This window comes from Clostridioides sp. ZZV15-6598 (assembly GCF_020657705.1).
Lineage (GTDB): Bacteria > Bacillota > Clostridia > Peptostreptococcales > Peptostreptococcaceae > Clostridioides > Clostridioides difficile_F.
The window spans coordinates 1-16,156 of record NZ_JAGWCS010000088.1; the positions used below are offsets into that span (position 1 = coordinate 1).

Sequence of the window (16,156 nt, forward strand, 5' to 3'; positions counted from 1 at the left end):
ATATATTATTTTATCATATATTGTATGTTATCACGTATTTTTGTAGGGTATAGTATAAATATATTATATTTTAACATAAAATTTTGCAGTTAAGTGAAAAAACTAGATTTTTATGAAGGAAGATTCTATAAACTTAAGATTATCTTTTTAATAAAGATTAACAAAAAAAAACTATAATTAATGGTATAATAATTAGAGTTGAAGATTTTAAATAAAGGCAGGTGTAATAAAGTTGGAAATATACTTAGATAATAGTGCAACTACAAAACCTTATCCAGAAGTTATAGATAAAATGGTATATGCACTTAGTACGGATTATGGAAATCCTTCTTCTGCTCATAGAAAAGGTGTGGAAGTTGAAAAAGGTATAAAAGAAGTAAGACAGATTGTAGCGAAATCTCTAGGAGCGAAAGATAAAGAGATTTATTTTACATCAGGTGGTACAGAATGTAATAATACTATAATAAGGGGTATTGCCAATCTAAATAAGAAGAGAAGAAATCATATAATATCTACAAATATAGAACATCCTTCTGTTTTAAACACATTAAAAGATTTAGAAGAAGATGGATTCGAAGTAACTTACTTAGAGGTCGGAAAAGATGGAAAGATAAATATAGAAGATTTGAAAAATGCTATAAAATCAACTACATGTTTAGTGAGTATGATGCATGTTAACAATGAAATAGGAACTATACAGCCAATAGATGAAGTTGGAAAATATCTGAAGTCTTTAAAGGAGAAGATATATTTCCATGTAGATGCTATTCAATCATATGGGAAAATAAACTTTAGACCATCTAAATACAATATAGATTTTATGAGTGTAAGTGCACATAAATTTCATGGTCCAAAAGGAATTGGATTTATGTATATCAAGGAAAATAATCGTTTAAAGCCTATGTTAACAGGAGGAGGACAAGAAATTGGAATTAGGTCTGGAACAGAAAATGTACCTGGAATATATGGGCTTGGAGAAGCTGTAAGTATATTAAGTAGAGATTTAGATGATGTTATTTTGAAGATAAATAACTTAAAAAATATATTTAGAAATAAAATAGTTGATAATATAGAAGATATAAAAATTAATTCTCCAGAAGATGGTGTATGTCATATATTAAATGTATCATTTATAGGTACAAAAGGAGAAGTTTTACTTCATTACCTAGAGCAAAAAGGAATTTATGTGTCAACTGGTTCTGCATGCTCTTCTAAGAAAAAAGGTAGTCATGTTTTAAATGCTATAGGTCTTACAAGTGAAGAAATCAATGGAACAATAAGGTTTAGTCTATCTGATATGAATACAGAAGATGAGATATCTGAAGTTGTAAAAGTATTAAAAGAATCAATTTGTGACTTAAGGTCAATAATGAGAAAGAAATAAAGAATACTGTATAAATAATAATAAGAAAGTAGTTTAAGAGGTGAAATGGTGTATAATATATTAATAGTAAAGTATGGAGAAATTGGAGTAAAAGGAAAAAATAGATATATATTTGAGAATAGACTTATAAGAAATATAAGAAATATGTTAAAGCCAATTGGCAAATTTAACGTATATAAAGAATATGGAAGAATATATATTGATTTAGAAGATTATGATTATGAAGAAGTAATTGAAGAAGTTAGAAAAGTATTTGGTATAGTAGGCGTATGTCCGGGAGTAAGAGCTAAAAAAGATTATGATACATTAAAAGAAATAGCTTTAAAGATGTTAGAAGAAAAAATAGATGCTGGATATAAAACTTTTAAGGTAGAGTCGAGAAGAGGAGATAAGTCTTTTAGATTAACTTCTCAAGAAATGAGTATGGATATAGGTGGGTACTTACTATCAAAGGTAGGAGACAGAATTGATGTTGATGTAAGAAATCCAGAAGTTAAAATAAAATGTGAATACAGAGAATTTCATACTATGGTTTATAGTGATACTATACCTGGATATGGTGGTTTACCACTTGGAACTAATGGTAGAGCAATGTCTCTTTTGTCAGGTGGTATAGATAGTCCAGTAGCAACATGGATGGTTGCAAAAAGAGGTATGGAAGTAGAAGCAGTACATTTCCACAGTTATCCATTCACAAGTGAAAGGTCACAAGAAAAAGTTAAGGATTTAGCTAAGATATTAGCAAAGTATTGTGGTAGAGTAAGACTTCACAAAGTAAATATACTAGAGATACAAAAAGCAATTGGTGAGAATTGTAATGAAGAAGAAGCTACTATTCTTTCAAGAAGATTTATGATGAGAATAGCACAAAGACTTTCTGAAAAAAGACATTGCGATGCTTTGATTACAGGTGAAAGTATTGGTCAAGTGGCATCTCAAACTATACAAGGGCTTACTTGTACTAATGCGGTTGTAAATTTACCAGTATTTAGACCACTTATAGCTATGGACAAGTCAGACATAGTTGATATAGCTAAGAAAATAGGGACTTTTGAAACATCTATAATACCTGAAGAAGATTGCTGTAGTGTATTTTCTCCTAGAAAACCTGTCACTAAGCCTAGACTAGAAAAAATAGAAAAATCTGAGCTGTCACTTGATATTGAAAAATTAGTACAGGATGCAATTGACGGAATAGAGGTTGAAGACATAGAATTTTAATATGGAAGTGATTTAGTTATTTGGGGTAGGTGTTGTATGTGATTCAAGTATTATATGTTGGTATTGGTGGATTTTTGGGAGCTATATTAAGATATTTAATATCTCTAAAGTTTGTAGGAACTAAGTTTCCATTTGGTACTTTAGTGGTCAATATTATGGGTGGAATTTTAATTGGTTTTGTGATGGAAATGAGTATAAGGACAGATTCTATTTCTAATAATTTGAAATTGTTTTTGACAACTGGTTTAATGGGAGGACTAACTACATTTTCTACATTTAGCTTCGAAACTGTAAAGTTTTTTGATAGTGGGAATTATATATTATTTGGACTAAACATATTTTTAAATTTGACATTAAGTATTTTGGGAGTTTTTGTTGGAAGGGCTTTATGTAGACACTTTATTACTGTATAGCAGATTAAAGTAAATACTATAATTTTATTTAATGGGAATGATTATTATGAATAAAAAGGGTTTTACACTAATTGAATTATTGGTAGTTATATCTATAATAGGAATCTTGGTTATAGTTGCACTACCAGCACTTTTTAAAAATATAGAAAAAAGTAAAGCAGTAACATGTCTTTCTAATAGAGAAAACATAAAGACTCAAATTGTTATTGCTGCGGCTGAGGAACCTAGTAAAGATAAAAAAGAGGTTATAAAAGAGGTATTAAAAAATACAGATGGTAAGTATTTTGAAACAGAGCCAAAGTGTAAGTCAGGTGGAACATATTCAGCAGAGTTTGACGATGGTTATGATGGAATAACTGGAGAAGAAAGTATTGCAAGAGTTTATGTTACTTGTACAGAACATCCAGATGGTGTTGAGATGGCTAGGGATGTACATCAAAGTATGAAAGATTTAATTGCATCATTTGCAGTAGACCCTTCTGTAATACCAGGGCCTTCAAAAGGTAATGATGATTTTAGAAGATATTTACTAGCGAATAAATATAAAAATGGCTGGCCTACAATTCCAGATGAGTTTAAGAAAAAATATAATTTAAGTAATGATACATTGTATATACAACCATATGCGTATAATCCTACTAAATCTGATGCAACTGTAGTTGTATTTGCAAATGATAAGACTGGAGGTAATTGGTATACATCTTTAGTTTACGATTACGATGAAGGTAGATGGTATAAAGGTAACAATGGTATTTCTGTTGCAGGTAGGTCATGGGATGTTGATTCAGCTGATGGTAAGACTAAATCTGTAAAAACAGAGATTCATACCAAAACTGGTTGGGGTCCTTTAAATTAATATAGTATATTTTATCAATTTTACTGGTATTAATCATTCTATAGAAAAATGATATTTTCTATAGTTGAGTAATACCAGTTTTTCATTTAAGTTTATTTGTAGAGTAGATATATTAATGTTTTGATATTATAAAAGCTTCACATGTAAACTAAAAATAATTATAATAAGAATATAAAGAAACTTAATTGTAAAATTAATTTTCTAAAGATTTGGTATTTAAGACAATAAATACATAAAAAGGAGAATAGATATAATGAATAATTTACAAAACAATCAAACAATAAACTTGATACAAGAGCGTAGAAGTATACGAAAGTTTACAACAGAACAAATTACAGATGAACAATTAGATACATTGTTACATTGCGCATTTGCAGCACCTTCAGGGTGTAATAAACAGCCCTGGCACATAACTGTTGTACAAGAGCAAAAACTTTTAAAAGATATTAGTGATGATACTCTTTCTAGAATTCATGAAGTTAGTAATGTTGAAATAAATAAAAATTTTAAATTATTTTATGGTGCACCAACTGTTTTATTTATTTCTTATGATGAAGAGAGTTCATGGGCTCCATATGATGTGGGAATACTTACAGGGAATATAACAACAGCAGCACAAGCTTTAGGACTTGGGAGCTGTATAATAGGAATGGTTAGGGGACTATTTACACCTGTTGAACAAGGTGACATTGTGGGTCTTGTGAGTGTTCTAGATAAAGATGATGTAAAAGAATCAGAATCGATAACAATGAAGTTTGATACAAATAAAAAATATAGAGAATTATTAAATATACCAGAAGGGTATTGTGTACCATTTGGTATCGCTGTTGGCATTCCAGATGGGAATTTACCACAAGCTAGAAGTGTAGTTTATAAAGTCTCTAGAGTTTAGAATATTTGAGAAGGGAGTAGTTATAATGTCTATATCTATTAATACAAGAAGTACACGTGTAAATCAGAGTAATTACAATAATGAAAGTAGTGACAAGTTAGAAAGCTTTGATAAGCAAATACAGAAGCTAGAAAGTTTAATTGCAGATTTGAGAACTGATAAAAATATAGATTCTAAGATAAAAAATATGAAAATTGAAGTATTGCAAGAACAAATTAATGATTTAAAAAAACAAAAACAAGAATATGCAGGTCAATTAACTAAAGGAGAGATACTTAAAAAAGAATCTAAACAAGATTATATTAAGCAAGAAAGTACCCAAGATAAATATAATTATGCGAAGGGATTAACTTATTGCACTACAGAGATTTTAGTATCATCTGACTGTGATATGAAGAATATTTCTAAAACTAATAGAATGAGAATTAGTTTATCTGATGATATTCGTGCTAAGAATATGGAAATGGGTGATTCTTCACCCACAGAATCTGATTTACTTGAGAGTAGTAATTTAAGTAATGGATTAAGTAGGGTTAATGCGTCTTTTGGAGAACAGATATCTGCTAGTATAGATAAAATCAAAGAAGATAATAAAAAGCTAGAAGAAGTTAAAGAAAAAGAAAATAGTAAAGAAGAAAAAGTTTTTAAAGATAAACAGGAGTACATAGACGGTGTTATTGAAGAAAATATAGTTACATCAAGTGATTTAGATGACAAGTATAAAGAGTTCATTTCTAATAATAGTATTGAGAAAAAGATTAATAGTGAAAATCAAATATATACAGAATCAGGCATCGCTGAAGAATTAATAGAACTCAATAAGAGAATTAATACTGTTATTTAGATAGATATATTTTCATTTGTATCATAAAGTATAAGCATGTATTTTTGTTTTTTATTGATTCATTTTTATAAAATAGAAAAAATTATTGAATTTAACAAAATAAAAAATAAATTTATTAGTTTAAATACAAATTATGAAGCTAACAAAATGAAAAAAATTCAATATATTGGAATAAATGTCAAAATATTGAATAATATAAAAAATAATGGTATAATTAGAAAAGATAAATAAAAAAGTAACCCTTAGTTATAAAAAAGTTACTATATTGTTGAAACTAATGTATATTTTTATAAAATATGTATTTTTTTCTCAAAATATCTATTTTAATAATCAAATTTATAAATATTTTCTTTGTTTTTTATGTATGGATATTTATTTAGAAGTGAAATGTTTTTTATTTACTTTAGATAGGTATATTTTCATAATATTTTCATGACTGTTTAGTTATAAAAAAGAACCATTTTATAACAAATGGAAACTATGAAAACGATAATTGAAATAAAAAAATTATTAATATTATAATTTCACATTACAATCAGATTTTTAATAATTCTTGTAAAAGAAATAATGCTCAAGAAGATATATTTACTGTGGATATTATAAAATCAGTATCATGCCTCTAAATTTATACACTTTTATTCTATAACAGTAAAACATCTAGCATTCTAAAGGATATTACTGTCCTCATATAAATTTCGAATATATATTACATTTGATTATAAGATAATAAAAGAAGTTTTAAATAAATATTAAATGAACTATAAAAATTTTATTTTCAAGTTAGATTTCACAATAGATTATCCAAAATGCAGATAAATATTTTAAAATAATACAAAATAAAGTATGGAAAATCTATTTGAAATAAAAAAATATTATAGGGGGATTTTTATATGAAACACAGATTAAGAAAGTTAACATCATTTGTTTCAATGCTAGTTTTAGCTACTGGTTTAGTAATACCATCACATGCACAGACTTTACCAGATAAAGTTAATGATGTAGCACCACAAAACATAGGTCGAAAATATGATATTAATGGAAAATATCAGGTAAGTTTTCGTGCAAATATGGGAAGTGGATATGTAACATTTTTTACATTATTTGTTCCATGTGGTGGAAATTCAGTAAACGTAAGGTATGTATGGGGAACTGACCCAAAGGGAGGTTCTCAAGAAGGATGGGTATTACAAGTTAATGGGGAAAAAGTTTCAACTATTTATGGAACAAGTTATGGATTCCCTAATGGGATACCATCCGCAGGTATAACAGGAAGTCAAATGACAGGAATTTATTCTTTTGTGACAAATCGAGATATGTCTGGCATAAATTGGAGTTATACATCACCTAATACAGGGAATGGAAATGCTACAAGAACATCATATGCATCCACTGAAATTTCAAATGCAAAACTTTCTATTAAGGTCAATTATAAAAATAAAGAGACAGGAGCTATAGTTGGGTCATACACAACTCAAGTTCCAGCTAGATATGGAAATAGCACTGTTACACCTGATGCTACACAAATTCCTTCTGGATATAAACTAGATCCTACAAGTCAATCTAAAGTGGTAAATCTTGCTCAAAATGGAGTTAATCCAAATGAAGTTGATTTTACAGTCATTCCTGATAAGGCTGGAGTGCCAGAAGAAAATCGTGTTCTTATAGTTGGATTTAAGGATAAAGATGGAAATAATGTTGGAAGTACTTATATAGAAGAAATTCCAGATATACTAGGATCACATGATGTAACACCAAACACATCAAAAGTTCCTAATGGTTATAAGCTTGATCCTTCTAATCAAACTCAGACTGTTAATTTACAACCAACAGGGCTTGACAAGAGTGTTGTTTACTTTACAGTAAGTCCTGATATTCCACTTGTAAATCGTATAGTTACAGTTAACCTTAAAGATAAAGATAGTGGAGCAATAATTGGAGACCCATATACAGTTACACTACCAGCTGAATATGGAAATCATAGAGTGGAATCTGATTCTACAAAAGTACCAAATGGATATGTACTTAATCCAGATAACCAATTTGAAATGGTAAATCTTAGTACAAGTGGTCTTGTGCCAGATACAGTTTACTTTACAGTAAGTAAGATGCCTTCAGAAGCAGAACGTACTTTAACAATTGGTTTTAAAGATAAAGATGGTAATATAGTTGGAGATACATACACAGAGATTGTTAATGCTGTACTTGGAAACCATACAATAACTCCAGATTCTACAAAGGTTCCTGCTGGATATAAATTAGATCCAGCAAGTCAATCTCAAACAGTTACACTTAATTCTTCTGGAATTAATCCAAATACAATTTATTTTACTGTAGCTGAGAAAACTTACAGAGTAGCTTATAACTCAAATTTCCCTTCAGGAGTAGCATTTTCTGGCTCAGTTCCATATGATTCAACAAGATACAAAAAAGGAGATACTGTAACTGTTTTAGGAAATACTGGTGGTCTTACTGCTGACACTTATACATTTGTAGGTTGGAGTACAGTTAAAAACGATGCATCAACAATTGTATCTGGAACAATTACCATGGAAGAAAATAACATCATCTTATATGCTGTTTGGCAAAAAAATTAATGCTATAAATTAACATTATAATTTATAATCTTACTTTAATATGATTAAGATTTAGATAATAAGAAGGAATTAATAGTTACAAGAAATACTGATATATATTTTATCAGTATTTCTTTAGTTTAATAAATTTTTATTATCTAGTAAAAAATATTAGATTTTTATAAGAATGAAGAGGAGGTACTTAATGAATAAAAATTTAAAAAAATTAACAACATGTATGCTTGCAATTGCTATAATTCCTCTAAACTATTCAAGCGTTTTTGCTGAGAGTGATTTAAGTAAGATGCTTAATAAGTCAATTTATAATAAAACTTTGAGAAGAGTACATAATATTACAATAACTTATGACGAAAATGGAGCTACTGGTGGAACAATAAACGAAGCAGATTATTCTTCTGGATCTCTTGAACCTGGAGCAATAATAAGAGGTCCACAAGTATATGATATTGATGATTGGGACTCTATGTTAGCAGTAAATAGAAATCTTACAAAACAAAATTACCATACTGGAGGTTGGAGTATTTCAAGGGATCACCTAGCTAGTGGTACTAGTCCATATGGAGAGGGGATAATTATAGGTGCAACAGACATTACAAATGATATAACTTTGTATGCTGTTTGGTTCCCAAACTTTTTACAAGTGAATTACTACGGGAATGGGAACACTTCAGGTAATGTACCATTGGATTCAAAAAGGTATAATGAAACTGAAGTGTTATCAATTAAAGGGAATGAAGGTAATCTTAAAAAAATAAATTATAAACTTACCAGATGGAATACAAAAGCTGATGGGACAGGAAAATCATATGAATTAAATTCAACTTTTAGTGTTAATTTAAGCAAGTTTAATGACCTTAACATAAATCTTTATGCACAATGGGAGTATGATTTGCAACTTGATGGTAATGGAGGCTCAGGTACACTGCCAGACTTACCAAAGCCAGGAGAGGCTGATAAATTCCCAGGTCCAGGTGGACTTATCAATGGTGATGAAGAATTTATAGGATGGAATACAGAAGAAGATGGAAGTGGTACATCTTTCAAAGAAGGAGACCCTATTCCGCCAAATATTGCAGGAGATACAATATATGCACAATGGGGATATAAACTAGAATATAACTTAAATGGAGGAAATGGGAGTATATCAGAAGAAAAACATAAAAAAGGTGAAGAAGTAACTGTTACAAATCAGATACCATCTAAAGCTGGAGCAATATTTATGGGATGGAATACAAAAAATAATGGTGAAGGAACTTCATACAGAGATGGTGACAAATTTAACCTTACAAAAAATACAACTTTGTTTGCACAGTGGAAAGAGGAATGTAGAGTAACATATGATAAAAATGGAAGTACAGGTACAGCACCAATAGATAATAGTATATATGGAAAAGGAGATGAAGTTACTGTACTTGGGGATAATGGTTTAGTGGCACCTTCTGGTAGAGGAGGAACTTTTTATTGGAGTACAAAAGCAGATGATACAGGCAGTAGGTATAAAGCAGGAGAAAAATTTAGCATAAAGGATGTAAATACAACTCTTTATGCATTTTGGACAGATAAATACAGAGTCAAATATGAAAATAATGGTGGACAAGGAGATGTACCTGAGGATGAATTGCATGATGGGAATACAAATACAAGTGTAAAAGCTAACCCAGGAAATCTTACAAAAGAAGGATACAGATTTACTGGATGGAATACAAAACCAGATGGTAGTGGAACTCCATATAAAGGTGATGGAAGTGATATAATTAATGTTGATGATAATATAGTACTTTATGCACAATGGGAAAGGATACCTGATAATTCAGGTGGAGATAATAATTCAGGCGGAAATAATAATTCGGGTGGAAACAGTGGAGGAAGTAGTGGAGGTTCATCCAGTAATACAACTAGCCCATCAGAAGAAAATTTAACAGGTGATGATAGATACGAAACTGCTATAAAAATAAGTAAAAGAGGTTTTGAATCAGCTGAAAATGTTATACTAGTAAATAGTACATCAATACCAGATGCTTTATCAGCAACTCCGTTTTCAGCCACTAAAAATGCACCTATTTTATTAACTGAAAAAGATAAATTAAATATAAATACAGAAGCAGAGATAAAAAGATTGAAAGCAAAAAATATTTACATAATAGGCGGAAAAAATACATTAACTTATGATTTAGAAAAAGAAATAAAAGCAAAAGGATTTACTCCTATAAGAATAGGGGGAATAGATAGGTACTCAACTTCCCTAGAACTTGCTAAAGAGATAGATAAAATAATAGATGTAGAAAAAATATCTGTAGCAAATGGTCAAACTGGATTAGCAGATGCAATAAGTGTTAGTGGTATTTCAGCACAAAACAAGACGCCTATAATTCTTACAAATTTTAAAAATGACATGAAACCTATTAGAGAATTTATAGATAAGGAAGAAATAACTACATCTTATATAATAGGAGGAGAAACTTCTTTACCAAAATATATAGAAAAGCAATTTCCAAGTCCTAAAAGATTAGGTGGAGAAGACAGAAACAAAACAAATACGAAAGTGATAGAAGAATTTTATAGAGACAAAGAATTAAGAAATCTTTACATAACAAAGAATGGAACTCTAAGAGAAAATGACTTAATAGATGCTTTATCAGTAGGTGTTCTGGCAGGTAAAAATAAGTCACCAGTAATGCTGGTAGGAAAGTCACTTGATGAACCTCAAAAAACTTTAGTTAAAAGTAAAAAATTTGATAAGATAACTAAAGTAGGAGGAAATGGAAATGAAAATGCGTTTAACGAGGTAAAAGGACTAGTAAAATAGGACAATCTAGATAATAATATTTTATTGATAAACTACACCAACAGAAAAACATAACCCTACTTAAAAAAATTTATTATTAAGTAGGGTTATAAGCTTGCTATATTATTTATACTGTAGGGGGAAAAGATGAGAGAAGAACTAAACTCTTTAGATTTAAATCAAATAGAAATTTTCTTTGAACTTTTATCTCAAAATACAGAAGATTATATATTTTTTTGGGATATAAATAAGAATAATTTTAAAATATCTTCAGCCGTTTTTGATGAATTTAACTTAAGTAAAGATATAGAGTACGATGTAATTAATTGCTGGAGTAAAATTATTTATCCAGAGGATGTTCAAGTATGGAAAGACGATATACAAGCTGTACTAAATGGAGAAAAGGATGAACACAATTTAGAATATAGATTAATAAATAAATATGAAGAGATAGTGTGGATTTCTTGTAGAGGTAAAGCTTATGTGTCAGATGACAAAAAAACTATAATTATGGTTGGTAGAATAAAGAACATAGGTGAAAAGAATAAATTTGATGCTATCACAGGAACATGGAATAGAGAACAATTTGAATATAGAATGAATTGTATTATAAAAGAGAAAATCTATACAAATGGAGCTATGTTCATCATGGATATTGATAATTTTAAAAATATAAATGAAAAGTATGGGCACTCTTATGGTGATAAAGTTTTGCGTGCAATTGCTACAGAAGTTTTAGAATATTTACCTAAGGATGTTAGATTGTACAGATTAGATGGAGACGAATTTGCATTTTTTTACCCTATGTGTAATAAAGAAACTATAGAGAATTTATATGAAAAAATACAATTGTATACGAATACTCAGCATGAAATTGAGTCAAATAAATATTATTGTACAGTAACTGCGGGGGTTGCTATGTATCCAGAAGATGGAGACAATTATTTAGACTTATTTAAACATGCTGACATCGCGTTAGATATCGCAAAAATGGGTGGTAAAAATAGAATGAAGTTTTTTTCAAAAGAACTCTATGAAAATAAGTTAAAAGTAATTTCAATGCAACAGAAGTTGAGAGAGTGTATTGAAAATGATTTTAATGACCTTGAGTTATTTTTCCAGCCACAGGTAGATGCATTTACCAAAAACGTCATAGGAGCAGAGGCACTTTTGAGGTGGCATTCAAATACTTATGGAGAAGTATCTCCTGTTGAATTTATACCAATATTAGAACAAAGTAACCTAATTATACCAGTAGGAAAATGGATTATAGAAAAGGCTGTAAAACAGTGTAAAGAATGGCATAAAGTAAATCCAGATTTCAAGATATCTGTAAATGTATCGTATATTCAATTAAAAGAGGATTTTTTTAGAGATTTTATAATAGAATGTTTGGTAGAACATCAATTAAGACCTGAATTTTTGATTTTAGAATTAACAGAGAATTGTTGGATACCAGATATAAACTTATTGAATGATAAGTTTATTAGTTTAAAAAGTATTGGAGTACATATTGCAATTGATGATTTTGGCACTGGATATTCATCTTTAAATTATCTTAAAGAGTTATCTGTCAATATAATAAAGATTGAAAGAAGTTTTGTTAAGAATATTACATATAATAGTTATGAACATACCTTCCTAGAATATATTATTAAATTAGCTCATATTATCAATCTAAAAGTTTGTGTTGAAGGTATTGAGTCTTATGAAGAATACAATATAGTGAAGAGTTTAGGTGTAGATATTATTCAAGGTTTTTTATTTGGTAGACCTGTAAGTGCATCTGAGTTTTATAGACTTCAATTATCAAATTGATGAGTGTAGATAAAGTATATTAAAAATAAGGTAAAATATAAGGTTTTTTAAATCTTATATTTTACCTTATTTTATTATGATTTCTATTAATCTCAAGAAGTATTAGCTATTATATACTTTTGCGCCAAACTTAGATATTATTTCACTAGCTTTTTTAATATCTTCTTTGGTAGCATCAGGAACATCTTTTAGCTCATAATCGAATCCTAAATTTTCCCATTTGTGTATTCCCATAGAATGATATGGTAATAGTTCGAATCTCTCGACATTTTTTAATGTAGCAACGAATTTACCTAATCTTTCTAAGTTATCTATATCATCAGTAATCCCAGGAACTAAAACATGTCTTATCCATACTGGAATATTTCTTGATTCTAAGTGCTTAGCAAGTTTTAAAGCTTTATCCATACCCACACCAGTCAAATCAATAGATTTTTCTTCAACCATATGTTTTAAATCAAGTAAAACTAAATCAGTATTATCTAAAACTGAGTCTATAGTTTCTATATCTACAAATCCAGATGTATCTAGACAAGTGTGTATATTATTTTCTTTAGCTTTTTTAAATAGTTCACTTAAAAACTCTGGTTGAAGAGTAGACTCGCCACCAGAAGCAGTAATACCTCCACCAGAAAACTTCATAAAAGAAGTATACTTAAGAGCATCAGTTATTATTTCATCAACTGTATATTCTTTTCCAGATTTGATATCCCATGTATCTCTATTATGACAATATTTGCATCTAAGAGGACATCCTTGAAAGAATAGTATGTATCTTATTCCTGGGCCATCTACAGTACCAAATGTTTCTATAGAGTGTACTTTTCCCTTAATCATAGAGTTCACCTCACAATATATTTTGATAACTTTATTAATAGTTATAATATTTCTCTAAAAAAGGCCATCTTATACCAGAAATAATCCAAATATAAGATAGCCATTTATTTTTATTTTCTACACAGTAGTAATCTTAGCTAAAGTATAAAAATTTAAAGACTAAGCCATTTTACCGTGGAATGTTCTGTTTATAACATCTAATTGTTGTTCTTTAGTTAATTTTATGAAGTTAACTGCATATCCAGAAACTCTTATAGTTAATTGTGGATATTCTTCTGGATGTTCCATAGCATCTTCTAAAGTAGCTCTATCAAATACATTAACATTTAAGTGATGAGCATTTTGAGCAAAGTAACCATCCATCATTGCAGAAAGATTATTTATTCTTTCAGTCATATCTTTTCCTAAAGCACCAGGTACTATAGAGAAAGTATTAGATATACCATCTTGAGCATGCTCATATGGTAATTTAGCAACTGAAGATAATGAAGCTAAAGCACCATTAGTATCTCTACCATGCATTGGGTTTGCACCAGGAGCAAATGGAGCACCAGCTCTTCTACCATCTGGTGTATTACCAGTTTTCTTACCATAAACAACATTTGAAGTTATTGTAAGTATAGATTGAGTAGGATAAGAATTTCTATAAGTTTTATTCTTTCTTATCTTATTCATGAAGCTTTCAACTAGCTCTACAGCTATACTATCAACTCTATCATCGTTGTTTCCGTATTTTGGATAATCTCCTTCTATTTCGAAATCAACAGCTATTCCTTGTTCATTTCTGATAGTCTTAACTTTAGCATGTTTTATAGCAGATAATGAATCCGCACAAACTGATAATCCAGCCATACCACAAGCCATAGTTCTAAATATATCTCTATCATGTAATGCCATTTCTAATGCTTCATAAGAGTATTTATCATGCATATAGTGTATTACATTTAAAGTATTTACATATAAGTTTGCTAACCAATCAGTAAATGGTTCAAATTTATTCATAACTTCATCAAAGTCTAAATACTCAGAAGTTATAGGCTCAAATCTTGGTCCAACTTGAGCACCAGATTTTTCATCAATACCACCATTTATAGCATATAATAAAGTTTTTGCTAAGTTAACTCTAGCTCCGAAGAACTGCATTTGTTTACCTATTTTCATTGCAGATACACAACAAGCTATACCGTAATCGTCTCCCCAGTATGATCTCATTAAATCATCATTTTCATATTGAACTGAACTTGTATCTATAGATACTTTAGAACAGAAATCTTTGAATCCTTGAGGTAATCTAGTTGACCATAAAACTGTTAAGTTTGGTTCTGGTGATGGTCCTAATGTATATAGAGTATTTAGCATTCTAAATGAGTTTTTAGTAACTAATGTTCTACCATCTACTCCCATACCTCCTATACACTCAGTTACCCAAGTTGGGTCTCCAGAGAATAAATTGTTGTAATCAGGAGTTCTTAAGAATTTAACCATTCTTAATTTCATAACAAAATGGTCCATATATTCTTGTAATTCTTCTTCTGTTACTGTTCCAGCTTTTAAATCTCTTTCAAAGTATATATCTAGGAAAGTAGATGTTCTACCTAAAGACATTGCAGCACCATTTTGGTCTTTAACAGCAGCTAAATAACCAAAGTATAACCATTGTACAGCTTCTTTTGAATTAGTTGCTGGTTTTGATATATCAAATCCATAAGATTCAGCCATCTTTTTAAGTTCATTTAAAGCTGATATTTGTTCAGTTATTTCTTCTCTTAGTCTTATAACTTCTTCATCCATACAAGAAACTTCTAATGATTTCTTTTGTTCGATTTTATCTTCTATTAAGGCATCAACACCATATAAAGCAACTCTTCTATAGTCGCCTATTATTCTACCTCTACCATAAGCATCTGGAAGACCTGTTATTATACCAGATTTTCTAGCAGCTCTCATTTCTGGAGTATAGGCATCAAAAACTCCTTGATTATGTGTTTTTCTATATTTAGTAAATATTTCTTTTATTTCAGGGTCTAATTCATATCCAAAAGCCTCGCATGAATTTTCAACCATTTTTATACCACCATATGGCATAACTGCTCTTTTTAAAGGGGCATCCGTTTGTAATCCAACTATTGTTTCTAATACTTTATCTAAATATCCTGGAGCATATGCAGCTATTCCAGAAATAGTTTTTGTATCTACATCTAAAGTACCACCATTTTCTCTTTCTTTTTTAAATAAGACCATTGCTTTGTCCCATAATTTTTTAGTGTTTTCAGTAGCACCAGCTAAGAAAGAGTCATTTCCTTCATATGGAGAATAGTTTAATTGTATAAACTCTCTGACATTTACTTCTTTAGTCCATCTTCCTGTTTTAAATCCTTGCCATGCATTCATTAAGTATTTCCTCCTTAGATTTAAATGATAAATAATGTTATTAAAATTAATTTTTATATACTTAATTTATTTTATATATTTTTTAAAAAATATATTTTCTAATATAATAATAACATATTAT

General features: G+C 29.3%; 11 protein-coding genes. 9 read left to right on the plus strand and 2 right to left on the minus strand.

The window, feature by feature from the left end:
• The first annotated feature begins 232 nt into the window (after positions 1–232).
• The 9 genes from KGF50_RS15035 to KGF50_RS15080 all read left to right on the plus strand — a co-directional run bounded on the left by KGF50_RS15035 (position 233) and on the right by KGF50_RS15080 (position 12,807).
• Positions 233–1,384, plus strand: coding sequence for a cysteine desulfurase family protein (locus KGF50_RS15035; protein ID WP_227848816.1), 1,152 nt, complete (start codon positions 233–235; stop codon positions 1,382–1,384).
• Positions 1,385–1,429: 45 nt separating this feature from the next.
• Positions 1,430–2,605, plus strand: coding sequence for a tRNA uracil 4-sulfurtransferase ThiI (gene thiI / locus KGF50_RS15040; RefSeq protein WP_227848817.1), 1,176 nt, complete (start codon positions 1,430–1,432; stop codon positions 2,603–2,605).
• Positions 2,606–2,643: 38 nt separating this feature from the next.
• Positions 2,644–3,018 (plus strand): fluoride efflux transporter CrcB, encoded by a 375-nt coding sequence (crcB, locus tag KGF50_RS15045; RefSeq protein WP_227848818.1) that lies wholly within the window; start codon positions 2,644–2,646, stop codon positions 3,016–3,018.
• A 46-nt stretch (positions 3,019–3,064) separates the two neighbouring features.
• A complete protein-coding gene (locus KGF50_RS22475) occupies positions 3,065–3,874 on the plus strand; it encodes a prepilin-type N-terminal cleavage/methylation domain-containing protein (RefSeq protein WP_285894669.1) in 810 nt (269 codons plus the stop codon).
• Between the two features lie 253 nt (positions 3,875–4,127).
• Positions 4,128–4,766: a nitroreductase gene (locus KGF50_RS15060; protein ID WP_227848819.1), complete on the plus strand. Its 639-nt coding sequence runs from the start codon at positions 4,128–4,130 to the stop codon at positions 4,764–4,766.
• A 25-nt stretch (positions 4,767–4,791) separates the two neighbouring features.
• On the plus strand, positions 4,792–5,610 hold the full coding sequence (locus KGF50_RS15065; protein ID WP_227848820.1) for a hypothetical protein: 819 nt from the start codon (positions 4,792–4,794) through the stop codon (positions 5,608–5,610).
• An 890-nt stretch (positions 5,611–6,500) separates the two neighbouring features.
• The gene (locus tag KGF50_RS15070; protein WP_227848821.1) at positions 6,501–8,204 is read left to right on the plus strand and encodes an InlB B-repeat-containing protein; all 1,704 of its coding nucleotides are present in this window, start codon (positions 6,501–6,503) and stop codon (positions 8,202–8,204) included.
• 184 nt (positions 8,205–8,388) lie between these two features.
• Positions 8,389–11,010, plus strand: a complete 2,622-nt coding sequence (locus KGF50_RS15075; protein WP_227848822.1) for a cell wall-binding repeat-containing protein — start codon at positions 8,389–8,391, stop codon at positions 11,008–11,010.
• A gap of 126 nt (positions 11,011–11,136) precedes the next feature.
• Positions 11,137–12,807 (plus strand): GGDEF and EAL domain-containing protein, encoded by a 1,671-nt coding sequence (locus KGF50_RS15080; protein WP_227848823.1) that lies wholly within the window; start codon positions 11,137–11,139, stop codon positions 12,805–12,807.
• 102 nt (positions 12,808–12,909) lie between these two features.
• Here KGF50_RS15080 and pflA read toward each other — a convergent pair whose 3' ends face one another.
• Positions 12,910–13,644: a pyruvate formate-lyase-activating protein gene (gene pflA, locus KGF50_RS15085; RefSeq protein WP_227848824.1), complete on the minus strand. Its 735-nt coding sequence runs from the start codon at positions 13,642–13,644 to the stop codon at positions 12,910–12,912.
• Positions 13,645–13,803: 159 nt separating this feature from the next.
• Positions 13,804–16,035: a formate C-acetyltransferase gene (gene pflB, locus KGF50_RS15090; RefSeq protein ID WP_227848825.1), complete on the minus strand. Its 2,232-nt coding sequence runs from the start codon at positions 16,033–16,035 to the stop codon at positions 13,804–13,806.
• Positions 16,036–16,156: the final 121 nt, after the last annotated feature.

Bases quoted from the DNA above. Each gene is read 5' to 3' on its own strand.
- thiI (WP_227848817.1), top strand. From the start codon at position 1,430: ATGGTGTATAATATATTAATAGTAAAGTATGGAGAAATTGGAGTAAAA.
- KGF50_RS22475 (WP_285894669.1), top strand. From the start codon at position 3,065: ATGAATAAAAAGGGTTTTACACTAATTGAATTATTGGTAGTTATATCT.
- KGF50_RS15060 (WP_227848819.1), top strand. From the start codon at position 4,128: ATGAATAATTTACAAAACAATCAAACAATAAACTTGATACAAGAGCGT.
- KGF50_RS15065 (WP_227848820.1), top strand. From the start codon at position 4,792: ATGTCTATATCTATTAATACAAGAAGTACACGTGTAAATCAGAGTAAT.
- KGF50_RS15070 (WP_227848821.1), top strand. From the start codon at position 6,501: ATGAAACACAGATTAAGAAAGTTAACATCATTTGTTTCAATGCTAGTT.
- KGF50_RS15075 (WP_227848822.1), top strand. From the start codon at position 8,389: ATGAATAAAAATTTAAAAAAATTAACAACATGTATGCTTGCAATTGCT.
- KGF50_RS15080 (WP_227848823.1), top strand. From the start codon at position 11,137: ATGAGAGAAGAACTAAACTCTTTAGATTTAAATCAAATAGAAATTTTC.
- pflA (WP_227848824.1), bottom strand. From the start codon at position 13,644: ATGATTAAGGGAAAAGTACACTCTATAGAAACATTTGGTACTGTAGAT.
- pflB (WP_227848825.1), bottom strand. From the start codon at position 16,035: ATGAATGCATGGCAAGGATTTAAAACAGGAAGATGGACTAAAGAAGTA.